This is a genomic window from Rhodococcus sp. KRD175, from assembly GCF_017168275.1.
Taxonomy (GTDB): Bacteria; Actinomycetota; Actinomycetes; order Mycobacteriales; family Mycobacteriaceae; genus Rhodococcoides; species Rhodococcoides fascians.
The window spans coordinates 247,643-264,106 of the sequence record NZ_JABFAQ010000011.1 but is presented as its reverse complement, the minus strand read 5'-3'; the positions used below and the strand labels follow the sequence as shown (position 1 = coordinate 264,106).

Here is a 16,464-nt window from a genome sequence, read left to right as displayed (position 1 = left end):
GTACGGGACGGTGACCGCGCGAGTGCGGTACGAGATGGGGTTCGGTTCGTGGGTTGATCAGTCTTTGGGCGGCTTGGTGTCTTTGCCAGCGGCGACGTCACGGAGCCATTGAGGGACCGGCTTGTTGTCATATTCGCGGAGTTTGATGGAGGCTTCGGCCGCTGCGGATCGGACTTTCAACGAGCGTCCTCGGCCTGTGGTGCGATTCTCGGTGGTGGTCATCGAGGGCCCTCCGTCTCTCTGTCAATCTCTATTGTCGCCGGTTCGGGTCGTTTCCGCCAGGTCGTCCGGTGTCACTACGGTGAGATCTGCAATCGCTTGCAGTGTGTCGCGATCGGTGCGCGCGATGAACGGTGTTGTGGCGACGGTGCCGAATACTTTCCAGCCGAGTTCGGCTTCGTCGTCGTTTTCGCTGACGGTCCGTTCGAGGCACCAGGTGATGCGTTGCCAGGATTGGGAACGGTTGTCTGCCCGAGTGCGCTGGCTGACGGTTCCCACCATTGGGTACGAAGACCGTAGCCCGACCCACCGACACGAATCGGCATGCGAATTCGAGCACCACTGAGGTTCGAGAACTCGCTACGCGAGATTTCTTGGAGAGATAGATCAGCGCATACCCACCGGAAGTTTCGTGCCGATGAGTTTCTGGGCAGCGCGCTGCAACGTCAACAGCTCACCTTTGTATCCTCCGCCGCCAACCTCACTACCGAATGCACCAACGCAGTATCGCCGGCCGGCCGGCCGACCCAACTACCGCGGTGCCCCCACCGGCGGCTTGACGGCCGTCACCGGGCAGTGCGCCTCGAGCAGTACGCGCTGAGAGATGCTGCCCATGAACAACTTTCCGACGGGCGATCGACGTCGGATGCCGATGACGACCAGCTGAGCCTGCTCGTCGAACGACAGGTCGATCAGGTTGTCGGCGTGCGAGCGGCCGGCCTCGTTGTCGTGAATCTTCGTCGTGACACCGACCGCCGACGCCTCCTCGCGAGCCGATTCGACGGTGGCAGCGAACTCGGCGTCTGCCGCGCTGTTGTCCTCGGCGACGATGAGCAGATCCGTTCCGCGCATCTGGGCCTCGCGAAATGCGAAGGGCAGCGCGCCTTTTCCTTCGGTGGTCGGCGAGTAGCCGACGACGACGGTCACTTCGTCACCGGCGTGACGAGGGAGCCGTCGGCCAGGAATCGATCGAGGTTCTCCAGTGTCAGTGCTTCCATGGCGGCGCGAGTCTCCACCGTTGCGCTGCCCACGTGCGGCAGCAGCACCACGTTGTCCATCGCGAGCAGAGAGTCGGGCACGTTCGGTTCGTGGGCGAACACGTCCAGACCCGCACCGGCGAGCTGCCCGGAGGCGAGCAGTTCGATCAGCGCCTCCTCGTCGACGACGCTTCCGCGCGCCACGTTGATCAGATAGCCCTGCGGCCCCAGCGCGTCGAGCACCGCGCGATCGACCAGATGGGCCGTTCCCGAGCCGCCCGAGGCGGCGACGATCAGTACGTCGACGCTCTCGGCGAGCGCTACAGGATTGGCCGCGTACGCATACGGTGAACCGTCGATCTCGTTGCGGTTGTGGTACGAGATGGGGCAGCGGAATGCGGTGAGCCGGTCCGCGATTGCAGATCCGATCCGGCCGAGCCCGATGATCCCGACTCGTTTGCCGGTGACCTGGCGGGTCAGCGGAGTGTTGCCCTCGGCCGGCCAGCGGCCGGCCCGTACGAATCGCTCCGCGGACGAGAGCCCACGCACGGTGTCGATCACCAGGCCGACAGCAAGATCCGCGACGCAGTCGGTGAGCACGTCCGGGGTGTTGCTGACCCCGATGCCACGCTCGGTGGCCGCGTCGACGTCGGTGGTGTCGTATCCGACTCCGAAGTTCACGACGGCTCCGAGCTGCGGCAACCGCTCCATCAGCGCTGCGTCGACGCCGGTTCGGCCGGAGGTGACGACGGCGGTGATCGACGGGCCGTGTTCGGCCAGGAATTGCTCACGCTCGTCCCCGTCGGGCAAGGTCAGCGCGTCGTAGTCGGCAACCAGAGTGTCCATCAGGGACGGCTTCAGCGGCCCGACTCGGAGCACGCGGCCCCCCTGACGTGAATCTTGTTGCAACACAGACTTTTCCTGTTGACCGGTGGTCACCGTTGTTCTCCTCGCGATGTGGTGGAGCGTGCGCGTTTCCTGTACGGTATGCCGCTTCTCGGATACCTGTCCAACACGCAAATAACATGGACCGATACCCAAACGGCATGAACATGACCCTCAGCATGCAGGTATACCTAACCCGTTTGGACGTTCGACCTGCTCAGAGGCGCTGAACTGCGAGTAGCCGCACTGATCCAGCACGATTGTGACGTGGATAACGGGCCGAAACGTCGCTTTCGTCCGGTTGACGGTGGAGATCACCCACTCCTACCGTGTGTCTACCGTCACAGATCCGAATGCGGCTCGATGACGCGTATCCCTTTTCCCACTGGAGGCCACCATGAGCCCTGCACTCTCCGTGCAGCAGGGACGGACCCATCGCGTCGCCGCTATTGCTGTTGGCGCACTAGCACTTTCATTGATCGCAAGCGGCTGCACCGTCGCGAACTCGAGCAACGGAGCCGCAGCCCGCGCAGACACCTTGCGCATCGTTCTGCCTCAGGAACCGCCCACCCTCGAAGCCTGCGACGTATCGCTGACGTCGGTCGGAGTGGTCACGCGCTCGAACATCACCGAGCCGCTGATGGAGCGCAATCCGAGTACCGGTGATCTCGAACCGAAGTTGGCGGACTCGTGGGAGCAGACCTCGGACACCGAGTGGACGTTCGCCATTCACCCCGGCGTGACGTTCAGCGACGGCAGCCCCTTCGAAGCCGAGGATGCCGCGTTCTCCATCGACCGCACCGTCAACTCCGAACTGGGATGCAACGTCGAGGGATACGTTTTCGGCGACGCCGACCTGGTGGTGAAAGCCGTCGACCCGTTGACGCTGACAGTGCAGTCACCCGAGCCCGATCCCATTCTGCCGCTGCGGCTCTCGTTCGTGGAGATGGTTCCGCGCACTGCGAGCTACACCGAGCGGGTACGCGAACCGATCGGCACCGGCCCGTTCGCGATCGAGCGGTGGGACTACGGCCAGAAGCTCTCCCTGGTACGCAACGAGACCTACTGGGGCCCGAAGCCCGAATACGCCAGGGCCGAATACCAATGGCGCAGCGAGGGCAGTGTCCGCGCGTCGATGGTGACCAACGGCGAGGCCGAGATCGCCACGTCGGTCGGACCGGAGGACGGTGCAGGCGACCTCGGCGTGGCCTATCCCAACAACGAGACCACGGCACTACGCATGCAGGCCGCGCAACCGCCACTGGACGACATGCGGGTTCGGCAGGCGATCAACTACGCCATCAATCGCGACGGCATCGTCAAGGCGTTGTTCCGCGGACTCGGTTCACCTGCAGCACAGCTCATTTCCGAGGGCGTCGTGGGATACAACGAAGACCTGACTCCCTGGCCCTACGACATGGACGAGGCCAGGACGTTGATCGAGCAGGCCCGTGCCGACGGGGTTCCGGTGGACACCGAGATCCGTCTCATCGGACGCACCGGTCAGTTCCCGAAGATCAACGAAACGGTGGAGGTCATTCAGAACTCGCTGTCCAAGATCGGCATGAATGTCAAGATCGAAATGATGGACGCCGCAGGAACTGCCGAGTACCAGGAGCGGCCGTTCCCGGACGTCGGTCCGTACCTGCTGGTCATCCAGCACGGCAACCAGGCCGGCGACTCCGCCTTCACGGTCGATCAGTACTTCACCAGTGATGGGTTCCAGAGTGCCTACGGCACAGCGGACTTCGACAAGGAGATCGCCGCTGCCGGCGCTCTCACCGGAGAAGACAGGCAGGCCGCGTACGCCCAGGTGTTCGCCGACGAACCGAAGGACATCATGCAGATGGCCTACATCGCGCACATGAACGGGGTGCTCGCCAAGGCCGCCTCCGTGGACTACACCCCGGACTCGGCCACGGTCGACGAAATGCATCTGGCCGCGATGACCCGCGCCGAGACCGAGAGGCCCTGACATGTTCAGATTTCTGCGCCGACGGATCTACACCAGCCTGATCCCGCTGTTCGTCGTTCTACTGGGCGTCTTCTTCCTCGCTCGGCTCACCGGCGACCCCACCAGCCTGTACCTACCCGAGTCGGCCACCCAGGCGCAGCGCGAAGCGTTCCGCGCCACCAACGGCTTCGATCAGCCGGTGCTGACTCAGTTGCTTGACTACTTCAAGGGTGTCGTACAACTCGACTTCGGGCAGTCACTGCGCACCGGCGAGGACGCGTCGGCAATGGCCCTGCGCGCCTTCCCCGCAACGCTGCAGCTGGCGTTCGCAACGATGTTCCTCGCCATCCTCGGTGCGGTGATCATCGGCTGCTGGGCCGCATACCGGCCGAACTCGCTCGCCGATCGCATCTCGAGCCTGCTGTCGATGACGGCGGCGTCCATTCCCGACTTCTGGTTCGCCATCATGGGCGTCTACGTCTTCGCCATCCTGTTCGGTTGGCTGCCCACCTCCGGGGTGGACAGCGGAATGCTCTCGTGGGTGTTGCCGATCGCCACGCTGCTCATTCGACCGCTCGGCGTCCTGACTCAGGTCGTCCGTGGCGCGATGGTCTCGGCACTGTCGGCACCGTACGTTCGATTGGCGAGAAGCAAAGGGGCGGGCGACCTTCGAGTTGTCACCCACCACGCTCTGCGCAACGCCGCGGCACCGGCGCTGACCGTGGCCGGCGACCTGATGGTCGGACTCGTCAACGGCGCGGTGGTCGTCGAAGCCATCTTCGGCTGGCCGGGTATCGGAAAACTGATGATCGACGCCATCCTGCAGCGCGACTTCGCTGTTCTGCAGGCGGCCGTGTTGTTGACGGCGGTGAGCATCTTCGTGCTCAACATCGTCATCGATGCCTGCTATGCACTGCTCGATGCCCGGGTTCGCGACAAGGTGAAGGTCTAAGAACATGTCACTCGACTTCGAAGCACCGAAAACATCCGAGCCGGAGGATGTTCCACCGACGGCTCCGGTGGAAGCCCGCAAGTCGTCGGCCCCGCTGTGGAAGCTACTCCTGCGGGACCGAGTCGCCACCGTCGCTGCCGCAATCCTGGTGCTGGTCTTCCTCACCGCAGTCTTCGGCCCGATGTTGGTCGGGGACGCCGCCACCGACCAAGATCTCGATCGCTCGAACCTGCCACCGTTCACCCTCGACACCGGTTGGATGAACATCCTCGGCACCGATCCATTGGGACGCAGCATGCTGGCCCGATTGATCGTGGCGAGCAGAACCACACTGTCGGTAGCCATTCCGGCCGTGATCCTCTCGGCGATCATCGGCTCGTTCATCGGAATGTGGGCCGGCTTCCATCGCGGTTGGCGCGAGACCGCGGCGATGCGCGTCGCCGACGTCATCCTCAGCTTTCCGTCCCTGCTGATGGCCGTCGTCGTGCTCTACGTCTTCTCGCCCAGTGCCGCGAACATCGTTCTGGTCCTGACGGTCACGCGTATCCCGATCTACCTGCGTACCGCCCGCGCCGAGTCCGCAGAACTGCAGAGTCGGTTGTTCGTGGACGCTGCCCGTACGTTCGGCGCGAAGAGCGGATCGGTGATCAGACGCCATGTGGCCCCGATCCTGCTGCCGACCCTGCTCACCGTCGCGACCCTGGACTTCTGCTTCGTCATTCTCGCCGAATCGTCACTGAGCTTCCTGGGCATCGGCATTCAGCCGCCCGACGTCTCCTGGGGCCTGATGGTCTCGCAGGGCCGTACCTACCTGCAGACCGCCTGGTGGCTCTCCTTCTTCCCCGGCCTCGCGATCGTGTTGACGACCGTCTCGGCCACCGTTCTCGCCGCCTGGGCCCGCATCGCCACCGATCCCGCGCAGCGGTGGCGACTCAATGTCCCCCGCTCCAAGCGGTCTCGCCTGATCCCCGCACGAAAGGTCGTCTCATGAGCGCACCGGCAACCAGCGCACCGTCGGCGCGACCCGACACCGGTAGTGTCGCCCTGAACGTACGCGGACTGACCGTCGACCTGCGGACGCCGTCAGGCGTCATTCGCGCCGTCGACAACGTCACCTTCACCGCCCGCCGCGGTGAAACCCTAGCTCTGCTGGGCGAATCCGGCTGCGGGAAGTCCATGACGGCGCAGGCCATCGTCGGGTTGCTCGAGCCGATCGCCGACATCACCGGCGGCTCGGTGGAGATGGGCGACGTCGATTTGGTCACCGCCAAGACCAAGGTGCGACGCACCATCGCGGCCACCGAACTGGCCATCGTCTTCCAGGATGCACTGACCGCACTCAATCCCGTCTACACCGTGGGAACTCAACTGGCCGAGCCGTTTCGGATCCACCGGGGTATGTCGGCCAAGCAGGCGCGAGTCGAAGCGATCGCCCTGATGGCCCGCGTGGGTATCCCCGAGCCCGAATCACGCGCCGACTCCTACCCGCACCAGTTCTCCGGCGGCATGCGGCAACGCCTGCTGATCGCGATGGCTGTGGCCCTGAGTCCGTCGGTACTGCTGGCCGACGAACCGACCACCGCCCTCGACGTGACCGTGCAGGCGCAGATCATGGCACTGCTCAAGGAATTGCGCACCGAGCACGACATGGCCGTCGTCCTGATCACCCACGACCTCGCTCTGGTGGCCGAAGAGGCCGATCGAGTGGCAATCATGTACGCGGGCAACGTCGTCGAAACCGGGTTGGTTTCGGAGGTGTTCGGATCGCCGCGCCACCCCTACACCAAGGGACTGCTCGACTCGGTCCCCGTGCACGCCGTCCGCGGCGAGGATCTCAAATCCATCGGCGGCACCCCGCCGGATCTGCACTCGATCCCCGACGGATGCGTCTACCAGGCACGTTGCCCTCTCGCCCGTGAGATCTGTATCAGTAGCCGCCCGCCGCTCGAATCCGTCGGCAACGGCCGCCTGTCGGCCTGCCACTTCCCGAACGAGGTATCGCGCAATGTCTGAGCAACTGTTGACCGTTCGTGGCCTGAACAAGACCTTCGACGTCGGCCGCGGGAAGCTACGCGCTCTGGACTCCATCGACCTCGACCTGCGGCGGGGCGAAACCCTCGGCCTGGTCGGCGAATCCGGCTGCGGCAAGTCCACTCTCGCGCGGACGTTGATGATGCTCGAACGCCCGGACTCGGGCACCGTCGCCTTCGACGGCACGGATCCGTTCGCGCTCCGCGGCAAGGAACTCCTCGCCTGGCGCCGCCGCGTACAGATGGTGTTCCAGGATCCGTACGGTTCACTGAACTCACGCATGACGGCCGGGGACATCATCGGCGAGCCGTGGCGAACCCACAAGAGCCTGTACAAGACTCGACGTGACCGCTCCGCGCGGGTGCGTGAGCTGCTGCACCTGGTGGGCTTGCGACCGAGCGACGAGAACCGGTTCCCTCAGGAGTTCTCCGGCGGTCAGCGGCAGCGCCTCGGCATCGCGCGAGCTCTGGCACTGAACCCCGACGTCATCATCTGCGACGAGCCGGTGTCGGCTCTCGATCTCTCGGTCCAGGCCCAGGTGCTCAACCTGCTCAACGATCTGCAGAAGCAACTCGGCATCTCCTACGTCTTCATCTCGCACGATCTCTCGGTGGTCCGGCACGTCGCCGACCGAGTCGCGGTGATGTACCTGGGCCGCATCGTCGAATCCGGAGCCACCGAGGCAGTATTCGATCGGCCCGCCCACCCCTACACCGCAGCGTTGATGTCGGCCGCACCCACACTCGACGCGTCGAGCCGCGGGGACAAGATTCTGCTGAAAGGCGAGGTGCCGTCGCCACTGAATCCGCCGTCGGGATGCCGTTTCCGTACTCGCTGCTGGAAGGCGACCGACCTGTGCGCGAGCGACGCACCACCCGTCGCACACGACGCCGACGAGGCCGATCATGTTGCCGAATGCCATTATCCGCTCGTGGCAGGAAATCTCGGTCTCGTCGCCGCCGGAACATGACACTCACGCACCTGAGTGTCACCGGCTTCGTCGTCGTCGCGCTCACGATCTTCTTCGCATCCGCGATGCAGGCGTCGATCGGCTTCGGCATGGGCATGCTGGCCGCCCCCATCGTGGCCATCGTCGACCCCGGACTGGTACCGGGAACGCTGATCATGCTCGCGGTCGTGGTCAGCGTGCTCGTACTGGTACGCGACCGGACGGCTCTCGATCTCTCGGGAGCCGGGTGGGCACTCGCCGGACGACTCCCCGGCTCGGTGGTGGGTGCGCTGCTACTGGTCCTGTTGCCCGAACGCGGGCTGGCGATACTGTTGGCACTCGTGGTCCTGGGCGGCGTCGCGCTGACGTCGTTCGGCTGGGTTCCGTTGCCGCACAGACGTAATCTCGTCGTCGCCGGGGCCGCGTCGGGAGTTCTGGGAACCGCCACCTCCATCGGTGGGCCACCGATGGCTCTGGTGTGGCAAGGCAACTCCGGAGCCGAACTCCGCAGCACGATGAGTTGCTTCTTCCTCGTCGGCTCGATCATCTCCATCGCGGTGTTGACGGTGGCCGGAGCGGTGAACAGCCACACCGCCACGCTGTTCGCGTTCCTGGCCCCGGCGACAGTTCTGGGGTTCCTGCTCTCTCGGGTGATCAACCGAGTTCTCGATCGACGACGCCTACGTATCACGGCAATCGCCGTCTCGGCCGTGGGCGCGATCGTGCTCGTCGTCCAACAAGTACTGGCCCTGACGTGAGTGAAGCGTCACGTGTTGCATCGGCTCCAGTGGGTAACCGGATCCGATGACTACGAACACCACGCGCGCGTTGATCGTCGGCGCCACCGGCATTTCCGGGCAGGCGCTGTGCCGCGCAGCACTCGATGCAGGCTGGACCACCTACGGACTGAGTCGTAGCGGCAGTACCCCCGTCGACGGCGTCGTGCCGGTCGCGGCGGATCTGCTCGACCCGCAGTCCCTCGAGGAAGCGCTGAAGGACGTCCGCCCCGAGGTCGTGTTCTTCACCGCGTGGATGAAGAAGGACTCCGAGCAGGAGAACATCGAGGTCAACTCGGCGACCCTACGCAATGTGCTCGATGTTCTCGGCCCCCTCGATTCGGTGAAGCACGTCGCGCTGATGACCGGACTCAAGCATTACCTCGGCCCGTTCGATGCATACGGTGAGGCCGTGATGGCCGAGACGCCGTTCCACGAAACCGAGGACCGCCTCGACACGCCGAACTTCTACTACGCGCAGGAAGACGAACTGTTCGCCGGCGCAGACAAATACGGGTTCGGATGGAGTGTGCACCGCGCTCACACCGTCTCCGGTTTTGCCGTGGGCAACGCGATGAACATGATGCTGACGCTGTCCGTCTACGCGTCGATCTGTAAGGAACTGGGCGAGAAGTTCGTCTTCCCCGGCTCCGAAACCCAGTGGAACGGCTTGACCGACCTCACCGACGCCGACCTGCTCGCCGAGCAGATGGTCTGGGCCGCAACCGACGACAACGCGCGCAACGAGGCGTTCAACATCGCCAACGGTGACGTCTTTCGCTGGCGCTGGCTGTGGCCGCAGTTCGCCGAGCACTTCGGTGTCGAACCCGAAGGCTTCGACACCGAACCGCGTTCCCTCGAACCCCGCATGTCCGACGCGGCCGCCGCGTGGAAGCGCATCGCCGAGAAGCACGATCTGGTCGAGAGCGATGTCTCCCGGCTGGCGTCGTGGTGGCACACCGACGGTGACCTCGGCCGCGACATGGAATGCCTGACAGACATGAACAAGTCCAAGAAGGCCGGCTTCCTGGGCTTCCGATCCACGCCCGATGCCATCGCCTCGGTGATTCAGCGTTACCGAGATGCGCGCCTGATTCCCTGAGCGGCTGCGCCGCATGTGCGTGGAAACTCGACCGCTGCTACGAGTTTCCACTCACATGCGCGTAGCGCTCTCGCACCGCCGGCGTGGGGTCTGCCTCGTATGTCTTCGAGGTGGCCTGCGCCCAGGTCGGCGGCTCACTGGTCCCGGCCAAAGTCCATGCTGCCTGGCGCGCTGCCCCGTCGGCGACGTATTCACCGGGCTCGGGTACGGCCACCGGCACCCCGAGAATTGCCGGGGCCAAGGCTCGGAGCGCCGCGGACTTGGCACCGCCGCCGATGAGCAGTACTCGCTGCACGTCCACTCCCTGTGCACGCAGGTAGTCGATACCGTCGGCCAGTCCGCACAGCAGTCCTTCGACGGCAGCGCGAGCCAGGTGGCCCGGAGTCGAATTGTTCAGTCGTAGTCCATGAATCGCACCGGACGCGTCGGGGAGATTGGGCGTCCGCTCGCCCTCGAAGTACGGCACCATCACCACACCGTCGCTCGTCGTCGACAGAGCCAACCGCGACAACTCGTCGTGATCGACGCCCAGCATTCGCGCCGTCGCATCGAGGACACGCGCCGCGTTGAGCGTGCACACCAACGGCAGCTGACGCCCGGTGGCGTCGGCGAATCCGGCGACCAGGCCCGAACCGTCGGCCGCGGCTGCGGTGGTCACCGCCGAGACGACGCCGGACGTGCCGATCGAGACCACCACATCACCGGGCTGCGCATCGAGGGCAAGCGCCGCCGCGGCATTGTCTCCGGTACCCGGGCCGATCAGCGCACCGGCGGCAGTGTGGCCTATCGCCTCGTTCGGCGCTGCCACGCGGGGCAGCAATGGGTTGCGGCCACGAAAACCCAGCTGCAACAGATCCGTTCGATACTCGTTCGTGGCCGCCGAGAAGTATCCGGTGCCGCTCGCATCGCCGCGGTCGGTGGCCAAGGCGTCGAGCCCCGACGCACCACCGAGCTGCCAGCCGATCCAATCGTGTGGAAGGCACACCGCCGCAGCGCGATCGGCGTTGTCGGGCTCGTTGTCGGCGAGCCACCGCAGCTTGGCGACGGTGATCGAGGCCAACGGAACCACGCCGACCGCGTCGGCCCAGGCCTGACCGCCGTTGCCACCGGTCTTCTCGCCGAGTTCCGCGATCAGATCTTCTGCCGCCTGGGCCGACCGAGTGTCGTTCCACAGCAATGCTTTACGGACCACGGATCCATTGTCGTCGAGGCAGACCATGCCGTGTTGTTGCGCGCCGACCGACACCGCAGCGACATCGTCCAGCCCGCCGGCGGCGTCGACGGCCTCGTCGAGTGCTTCCTTCCACCGCTGCGGGTCGATCTCGGTGCCGTCGGGATGACCGGCACGGCCGTGACGCACCAACTCCCCTGTGTCGGCATCGCGAACAAAAACCTTGCACGATTGGGTGGAAGAGTCGATTCCGGCAACGAGAGCCACGATGAGCTGGTCCTTTCGTACGCAAGTGTGACCTACGACCCTACCCGCGGGGAGTGGCCGCCTCGGTCACCAGCGTGCGTGCACAGGCGATGGCCTGCGGGGTGGTGTCGAAGACGTGTCGAGCGTCGTCGTCCCTGGTGGTGAACACACCCAGGGCCGCGAGGGGACGCAGATGCTCGGGCTTGGCACCGGAGATCAGGACGGTGATGTGTCGGTGTTCGAGTTCGGTGATGGTGTCCTTGAGAACAATTGCGCCGGTGGCGTCGATCGTGGTGACTCGGGACATGCGCAGGATCACCACCTTCACGTCCGAGACGTCGGCGAGTTCGGGCAGGAAGCTGTGCGCGGCACCGAAAAACAGCGCACCGTCGATGCGGTACGCGACGATGTGTTCCCGCAGCAGGTCGCCTTCTTCCTTCGAGACCGCATCGAGTGTGTTCAACGGGACCTGCTCGACCGTGGCCGATCGCGCAATGGCCCGGAGAGCCAGGACGGCAGCGAACCCGACGCCGACCGCCACCGCCGTCACGAGATCGAGGACCACCGTGACGAGGAAGGTGGCCGCCATCACCACGGTATCCCCGCGGCCGGCGCGGGTGATCGCCCGGATGGACGCGGTCTCGACCATCCGCACCGTGGTTGCGAGCAGCACTCCGGCCAGGGCTGCAAGCGGGATATCGGCGACCAACCCCGCCGCGGAGTACATGATGGCGGCGAGGATCACCGCGTGGGTGAGGGCCGCGAGCCTGGTGCGGGCACCGGATCGAACGTTGACCGCAGTCCGGGCGATGGCACCTGTGGCGGGGATGCCCCCGAACAGGGGTGCGGCGATGTTCGCAAGGCCCTGTCCGACCAACTCCCGGTCGGGGTTGTGGCGAGCGCCGACGCCCATCGAGTCCGCGGCGGTGGCGGACAGCAACGATTCCAGGGCAGCCAGAGCGGCGACGGCACACGCCGGGACCAGCAACGCCGTCACGTCACCCAGGTGGAAAAAGCCCAGGCTCGGGGCGGACAACGACGACGGAATGGTGCCGATGCGGGCGATGTCCAGATCGCAGCTGGGTGGCCACGGTAGCGGCAGCAACCGCGACCAGTGAGAACGGGATCTTCGGTGCCAGGCGGCCGCCGACGAGCATGACGATCGCGACGGCGATCGCCACAGCGGGGGTGAGGATGCTTGCATGCGCGACGAACGAACGGACAGCATCGAACGCGGACTGCCAGACCTTGTCGCCTTCCGCGTCCGTAATGCCCAGCGCCGACGGAACCTGTTGCAGTGCAATGACAACGGCAATGCCCGCGGTGAATCCTTCGATGACGGGCGCGGGCATGTACCGCACGGCTCGGCCGATTCCTGCTACCGCGAGCACCAACAGAATGATGCCGGCCAGCAGCCCGACCGCGAGCACTCCCGTCGGCCCGTATTCGGCGACGATCGGGACCAGCACCACCGTCATCGCACCGGTCGGACCCGATACCTGAAACCGTGAGCCACCGAATACCGCGGCCACGACTCCCGCGATGATGGCGGTGGTCAGTCCCGCCGCTGCACCCAGCCCGGTGCTGACTCCGAATCCGAGCGCGAGGGGCAGCGCCACCAGCGCCACGATGAGGCCGGCGAGAAGATCCGAACCGGGTGCGCGTAGCGCGGGCTTCCACTCGCTCCAGCGGGGTAGAAGGGCGGATACCGCCCTCAAGGCGTCGTTCGTACGGGTGCGTTTCGTCGGTTCGGACATGCGACGATTCCTGAAAGCTCATCGTTCTTGATCCAGTTGATTGCTAAGTTTAGCAAGTAATGAATCAGATGCGGAGAGATGCTGCACACCTCCCTCGACGGTCGGCTCAGGTGCGCGATCCGGACTCGCCGTCCAGCAGTTCCACCTGGTTGGCCACCACGCCGGTCAATATCTCCCGGGCCACCACGAGGAGGTCCGCCACTTTGGGCGATGTCAGCGTGTACGACACCGACAATCCCTCCCGAGTGCCCTCGATGAGACCCGCGCGACGCAGAATCGACAGCTGCTGCGACAGATTTGCCGGCTCGATGCCCACCTCGGGCAGCATCTCGGACACTGCGTGTTCGCGTTCGCTCAACAGTTCCAGCACTCGAATGCGCGCGGGATGAGCCAACGTCTTGAAGAAGTCGGCCTTCATTCTGTACAGCGGTCGACTCGAATCCGTGGTCATGACGTCCTTCCGCTTCGCCGAGCACTGCGAAGCAGGCTACTTGCGAACACTAGCAATCAGCCACCGAGAAGGACGACCTCAGTGCCCCTGCCGAAACTCCGCTACCTTCACTGGCATGCGCGGAGAACCCGAGGAATCCACCGACTTCAGGCTGACCGTGGCCACCGCGGCCCTGGATCTGTTCTCGGTCAAGGGCTACGACTCGACGACGGTGGACGACATCGCGGTGGCGGCCGGAATCTCGCGTCGAACGTTCTTCCGGCAGTTCCGCGCCAAGGAAGACGTCGTCTTCGCCGATCACGAGATCCTGCTCGAGCAGGTCGGCGCTCTGCTCGCGGCCGACACCGGCGACCCATGGCAGGCCGTCTGCGATGCCGCACAGTTGGTGTACGAGCGATTCTCGGACTGGAAAGAGATGTCGCGGCTGCGATATCAGGTGGTGCATCGAATTCCCGCCCTGCGCGATCGCGAGATCGTCACCGTGTTCCGCTACGACCGTCTCTTCGTCGAATACCTGCAGCGGGCGCTTCCCGACCACCCTCATCTGGAGATCCTGCAGTTCTCCGCCTCGGTGACCGCGACCCACAACTACTTTCTACGACGGATGATTCGCGACGGCCTGCCGACGTCCGTCACCGACTTGCGCGCAGCGTTGGCGCAGGTCCGCGCCCAGTCCTCGGGAGACGTCGTGGTCGCGACATTCCCGCGGGGCACGTCCGTGAACACCGTCGCCGACGCGTTGGCCCGCCACCTTCCGGAGTGACGCCCACCCAAGGTGGCACTCAGTGCCGCCTTGGCGAGCCCCACCCTTGAATCGAGGCCGGTCCGGTCGTACACTGGGGTGAAGCTTGGCACTGAGTGCCCTTTCTGGGCAGTGCTGTACCCCCGACATCGCGAGGAGCGTGGCCGACATGGCCGGAAATCCCGACTTCGATCTCTACCAGTCACCCGAGGAGCACGAGGAGCTGCGCGCAGCGATCCGGGCCCTGTCGGAGAAGGAGATCGCCCCGTACGCCAAGGAGGTCGACGAGGACTCGCGCTTCCCGCAGGAGGCGCTCGATGCCCTCAACGCGTCCGGCTTCAACGCCGTGCATGTTCCCGAGGAGTACGACGGTCAGGGTGCCGACTCGGTTGCCGCCTGCATCGTCATCGAAGAGGTCGCCCGCGTCTGCGGCTCGTCCTCACTGATTCCCGCCGTCAACAAGCTCGGCACGATGGGCCTCATCCTCAAGGGCTCCGAGGAGCTAAAGAAGCAGGTTCTGCCCTCGCTCGCAGGCGGCGCGATGGCGTCGTACGCACTGTCCGAGCGCGAAGCCGGCTCCGACGCCGCCAGCATGCGCACCCGCGCGAAGGCCGACGGGGACGACTGGATCCTCAACGGCTCCAAGTGTTGGATCACCAACGGCGGCAAGTCCGACTGGTACACCGTCATGGCCGTCACCGATCCCGACAAGGGTGCCAACGGCATCAGCTCGTTCATCGTGCACAAGGACGACGAAGGATTCGTCGTCGGCCCCAAGGAGAAGAAGCTCGGCATCAAGGGTTCGCCCACTGCCGAGCTCTACTTCGAGAACTGCAAGATCCCCGGAGACCGCATCATCGGTGAGCCCGGCACCGGGTTCAAGACCGCGCTCGAAACCCTCGACCACACCCGGCCCACCATCGGCGCACAGGCCGTCGGCCTCGCTCAGGGCGCTCTCGACGCAGCCATCGCATACACCAAGGACCGCAAGCAGTTCGGCACGTCGATCTCGAGCTTCCAGGCCGTGCAGTTCATGCTCGCCGACATGGCAATGAAGGTCGAAGCTGCCCGCCTGATGGTTTACAGCTCCGCAGCACGCGCCGAGCGCGGCGAGAAGAACCTCGGATTCATCTCTGCCGCAGCGAAGTGCTTCGCCTCCGATGTCGCGATGGAGGTCACCACCGACGCCGTCCAGCTCTTCGGCGGTGCCGGCTACACCACCGACTTCCCCGTCGAGCGCATGATGCGCGACGCCAAGATCACGCAGATCTACGAGGGCACCAACCAGATTCAGCGTGTCGTCATGTCGCGGGCGCTGCTCAAATGAGCAACATCGAACTCGTAGGCGTCATCGGCGGCGGCACCATGGGTGCCGGTATCGCCGAAATGTGCGCCCGCTCCGGTAGCTCGGTGCTGATCCTGGAAACCAGCCAGGGCACCGCCGACGCCGCCGAAGCACGCCTGGACAAATCGTTCGCGCGGGCCGTCAAGTCCGGCCGCATCGACGCCGACGCGGCCGAGAAAGCCCGCGCCGCAATCTCGTTGACGCTCGATATCAACCATTTTGCCGATCGCGACCTCGTGATCGAGGCGGCACCGGAGATCGAATCGCTGAAGCTGGATCTGTTCGGCAAGCTCGATTCCATCGTCAAACCCGAAGGAATCCTGGCGACGAACACCTCGTCGATCCCCGTCATCAAGATGGCCAACGCGACGAAGCGACCCGACCAGGTCGTCGGAGTGCACTTCTTCAACCCCGTACCGGTACTGCCGTTGGTCGAAATCGTCGTCAGCCTCCTCACCAGCGAAGAGACCGTCGACGCCGTCACCGATTACGCGGCGAACACCCTGGGCAAGAAGACGATTCGTGCGGGTGACCGTGCGGGATTCATCGTCAACGCATTGCTCATCCCCTACATGGTCTCGGCCATCCGGATGCTCGAATCCGGCTTCGCCAGCGCCGAGGACATCGACGACGGCATGGTCAACGGTTGCGCCCACCCCATGGGACCGTTGCGTCTGACCGACACCGTCGGCCTCGACGTCACCCTCGCGGTCGCAGAATCGCTGTACGCCGAATTCCGCGAGCCGCATTACGCTCCGCCCCCGCTGCTGCAGCGCATGGTGGACGCGGGAATGTTGGGTCGCAAGAGCGGCAAGGGTTTCTACACGTACTCCTAGCCCACAGCCTTGCTTTCCGGCACGCCCCCCCTTCCGGATCAATGCGGCATTCAGCTACTCCAAGTAGCTGA

General features: G+C 65.0%; 16 protein-coding genes and 1 pseudogene. 10 read left to right on the top strand and 7 right to left on the bottom strand.

Annotation, left to right across the window (positions count from 1 at the left end; genetic code table 11):
- Nucleotides 1–57: 57 nt before the first annotated feature.
- The 4 genes from J1M81_RS17845 to J1M81_RS17830 all read right to left on the bottom strand — a co-directional run bounded on the left by J1M81_RS17845 (nt 58) and on the right by J1M81_RS17830 (nt 2,042).
- Nucleotides 58–222 carry a hypothetical protein gene (locus J1M81_RS17845; protein ID WP_155288708.1) on the bottom strand — a complete coding sequence of 55 codons (165 nt, stop codon included), beginning with the start codon at nt 220–222 and terminating at the stop codon, nt 58–60.
- Between the two features lie 21 nt (nt 223–243).
- Complete coding sequence (locus J1M81_RS17840; RefSeq protein WP_052061537.1) at nt 244–501, bottom strand: hypothetical protein; 258 nt, start codon at nt 499–501, stop codon at nt 244–246.
- A gap of 249 nt (nt 502–750) precedes the next feature.
- On the bottom strand, nt 751–1,146 hold the full coding sequence (locus tag J1M81_RS17835; RefSeq protein WP_206498498.1) for a universal stress protein: 396 nt from the start codon (nt 1,144–1,146) through the stop codon (nt 751–753).
- Complete coding sequence (locus J1M81_RS17830; RefSeq protein ID WP_176456780.1) at nt 1,143–2,042, bottom strand: 2-hydroxyacid dehydrogenase; 900 nt, start codon at nt 2,040–2,042, stop codon at nt 1,143–1,145. The genes J1M81_RS17835 and J1M81_RS17830 overlap by 4 nt, the downstream gene beginning before the upstream one ends.
- A gap of 436 nt (nt 2,043–2,478) precedes the next feature.
- On the opposite strand from J1M81_RS17830, the gene J1M81_RS17825 reads away from it, so the two are divergent.
- From J1M81_RS17825 to J1M81_RS17795, 7 genes are read left to right on the top strand one after another with little or no spacing between them, the layout of a single operon-like run.
- Complete coding sequence (locus J1M81_RS17825; protein ID WP_048317910.1) at nt 2,479–4,056, top strand: ABC transporter substrate-binding protein; 1,578 nt, start codon at nt 2,479–2,481, stop codon at nt 4,054–4,056.
- A gap of 1 nt (nt 4,057) precedes the next feature.
- Nucleotides 4,058–4,987 (top strand): ABC transporter permease, encoded by a 930-nt coding sequence (locus J1M81_RS17820; protein ID WP_027495305.1) that lies wholly within the window; start codon nt 4,058–4,060, stop codon nt 4,985–4,987.
- A 4-nt stretch (nt 4,988–4,991) separates the two neighbouring features.
- Nucleotides 4,992–5,978 (top strand): ABC transporter permease, encoded by a 987-nt coding sequence (locus J1M81_RS17815; RefSeq protein ID WP_206498497.1) that lies wholly within the window; start codon nt 4,992–4,994, stop codon nt 5,976–5,978.
- Nucleotides 5,975–7,000, top strand: a complete 1,026-nt coding sequence (locus tag J1M81_RS17810; protein ID WP_206498496.1) for an ABC transporter ATP-binding protein — start codon at nt 5,975–5,977, stop codon at nt 6,998–7,000. Before J1M81_RS17815 ends, J1M81_RS17810 begins: the two co-directional genes overlap by 4 nt.
- Nucleotides 6,993–7,988 carry an ABC transporter ATP-binding protein gene (locus tag J1M81_RS17805; protein WP_027495302.1) on the top strand — a complete coding sequence of 332 codons (996 nt, stop codon included), beginning with the start codon at nt 6,993–6,995 and terminating at the stop codon, nt 7,986–7,988. The genes J1M81_RS17810 and J1M81_RS17805 overlap by 8 nt, the downstream gene beginning before the upstream one ends.
- Entirely contained in the window at nt 7,985–8,725 is a 741-nt protein-coding gene (locus J1M81_RS17800; protein WP_371831451.1) for a sulfite exporter TauE/SafE family protein, read from the top strand. Before J1M81_RS17805 ends, J1M81_RS17800 begins: the two co-directional genes overlap by 4 nt.
- Before the next feature lie 46 nt (nt 8,726–8,771).
- The gene (locus J1M81_RS17795) at nt 8,772–9,845 is read left to right on the top strand and encodes an SDR family oxidoreductase (protein ID WP_206498495.1); all 1,074 of its coding nucleotides are present in this window, start codon (nt 8,772–8,774) and stop codon (nt 9,843–9,845) included.
- Nucleotides 9,846–9,882: 37 nt separating this feature from the next.
- Here J1M81_RS17795 and J1M81_RS17790 read toward each other — a convergent pair whose 3' ends face one another.
- From J1M81_RS17790 to J1M81_RS17780, 3 genes and pseudogenes are all read right to left on the bottom strand, one after another.
- Entirely contained in the window at nt 9,883–11,283 is a 1,401-nt protein-coding gene (locus J1M81_RS17790; protein WP_206498494.1) for a xylulokinase, read from the bottom strand.
- 40 nt (nt 11,284–11,323) lie between these two features.
- Nucleotides 11,324–13,019: pseudogene (locus tag J1M81_RS17785) on the bottom strand (SulP family inorganic anion transporter).
- 106 nt (nt 13,020–13,125) lie between these two features.
- The gene (locus J1M81_RS17780) at nt 13,126–13,470 is read right to left on the bottom strand and encodes a helix-turn-helix transcriptional regulator (RefSeq protein ID WP_206498493.1); all 345 of its coding nucleotides are present in this window, start codon (nt 13,468–13,470) and stop codon (nt 13,126–13,128) included.
- Between the two features lie 115 nt (nt 13,471–13,585).
- On the opposite strand from J1M81_RS17780, the gene J1M81_RS17775 reads away from it, so the two are divergent.
- The 3 genes from J1M81_RS17775 (at nt 13,586) to J1M81_RS17765 (ending at nt 16,393) form a co-directional block, all read left to right on the top strand.
- On the top strand, nt 13,586–14,233 hold the full coding sequence (locus J1M81_RS17775) for a TetR family transcriptional regulator (protein WP_032374763.1): 648 nt from the start codon (nt 13,586–13,588) through the stop codon (nt 14,231–14,233).
- Between the two features lie 148 nt (nt 14,234–14,381).
- A complete protein-coding gene (locus J1M81_RS17770) occupies nt 14,382–15,539 on the top strand; it encodes an acyl-CoA dehydrogenase (RefSeq protein ID WP_027495295.1) in 1,158 nt (385 codons plus the stop codon).
- A 5-nt stretch (nt 15,540–15,544) separates the two neighbouring features.
- The gene (locus tag J1M81_RS17765; RefSeq protein ID WP_287454853.1) at nt 15,545–16,393 is read left to right on the top strand and encodes a 3-hydroxybutyryl-CoA dehydrogenase; all 849 of its coding nucleotides are present in this window, start codon (nt 15,545–15,547) and stop codon (nt 16,391–16,393) included.
- Nucleotides 16,394–16,464 lie beyond the last annotated feature (71 nt).

Excerpts from the sequence above, each read along its gene's own strand:
- J1M81_RS17845 (WP_155288708.1), bottom strand. The coding sequence starts at position 222 with ATGACCACCACCGAGAATCGCACCACAGGCCGAGGACGCTCGTTGAAA.
- J1M81_RS17840 (WP_052061537.1), bottom strand. The coding sequence starts at position 501 with ATGGTGGGAACCGTCAGCCAGCGCACTCGGGCAGACAACCGTTCCCAA.
- J1M81_RS17830 (WP_176456780.1), bottom strand. The coding sequence starts at position 2,042 with ATGGACACTCTGGTTGCCGACTACGACGCGCTGACCTTGCCCGACGGG.
- J1M81_RS17825 (WP_048317910.1), top strand. The coding sequence starts at position 2,479 with ATGAGCCCTGCACTCTCCGTGCAGCAGGGACGGACCCATCGCGTCGCC.
- J1M81_RS17820 (WP_027495305.1), top strand. The coding sequence starts at position 4,058 with ATGTTCAGATTTCTGCGCCGACGGATCTACACCAGCCTGATCCCGCTG.
- J1M81_RS17815 (WP_206498497.1), top strand. The coding sequence starts at position 4,992 with ATGTCACTCGACTTCGAAGCACCGAAAACATCCGAGCCGGAGGATGTT.
- J1M81_RS17810 (WP_206498496.1), top strand. The coding sequence starts at position 5,975 with ATGAGCGCACCGGCAACCAGCGCACCGTCGGCGCGACCCGACACCGGT.
- J1M81_RS17805 (WP_027495302.1), top strand. The coding sequence starts at position 6,993 with ATGTCTGAGCAACTGTTGACCGTTCGTGGCCTGAACAAGACCTTCGAC.
- J1M81_RS17800 (WP_371831451.1), top strand. The coding sequence starts at position 7,985 with ATGACACTCACGCACCTGAGTGTCACCGGCTTCGTCGTCGTCGCGCTC.
- J1M81_RS17795 (WP_206498495.1), top strand. The coding sequence starts at position 8,772 with ATGACTACGAACACCACGCGCGCGTTGATCGTCGGCGCCACCGGCATT.
- J1M81_RS17780 (WP_206498493.1), bottom strand. The coding sequence starts at position 13,470 with ATGACCACGGATTCGAGTCGACCGCTGTACAGAATGAAGGCCGACTTC.
- J1M81_RS17775 (WP_032374763.1), top strand. The coding sequence starts at position 13,586 with ATGCGCGGAGAACCCGAGGAATCCACCGACTTCAGGCTGACCGTGGCC.
- J1M81_RS17770 (WP_027495295.1), top strand. The coding sequence starts at position 14,382 with ATGGCCGGAAATCCCGACTTCGATCTCTACCAGTCACCCGAGGAGCAC.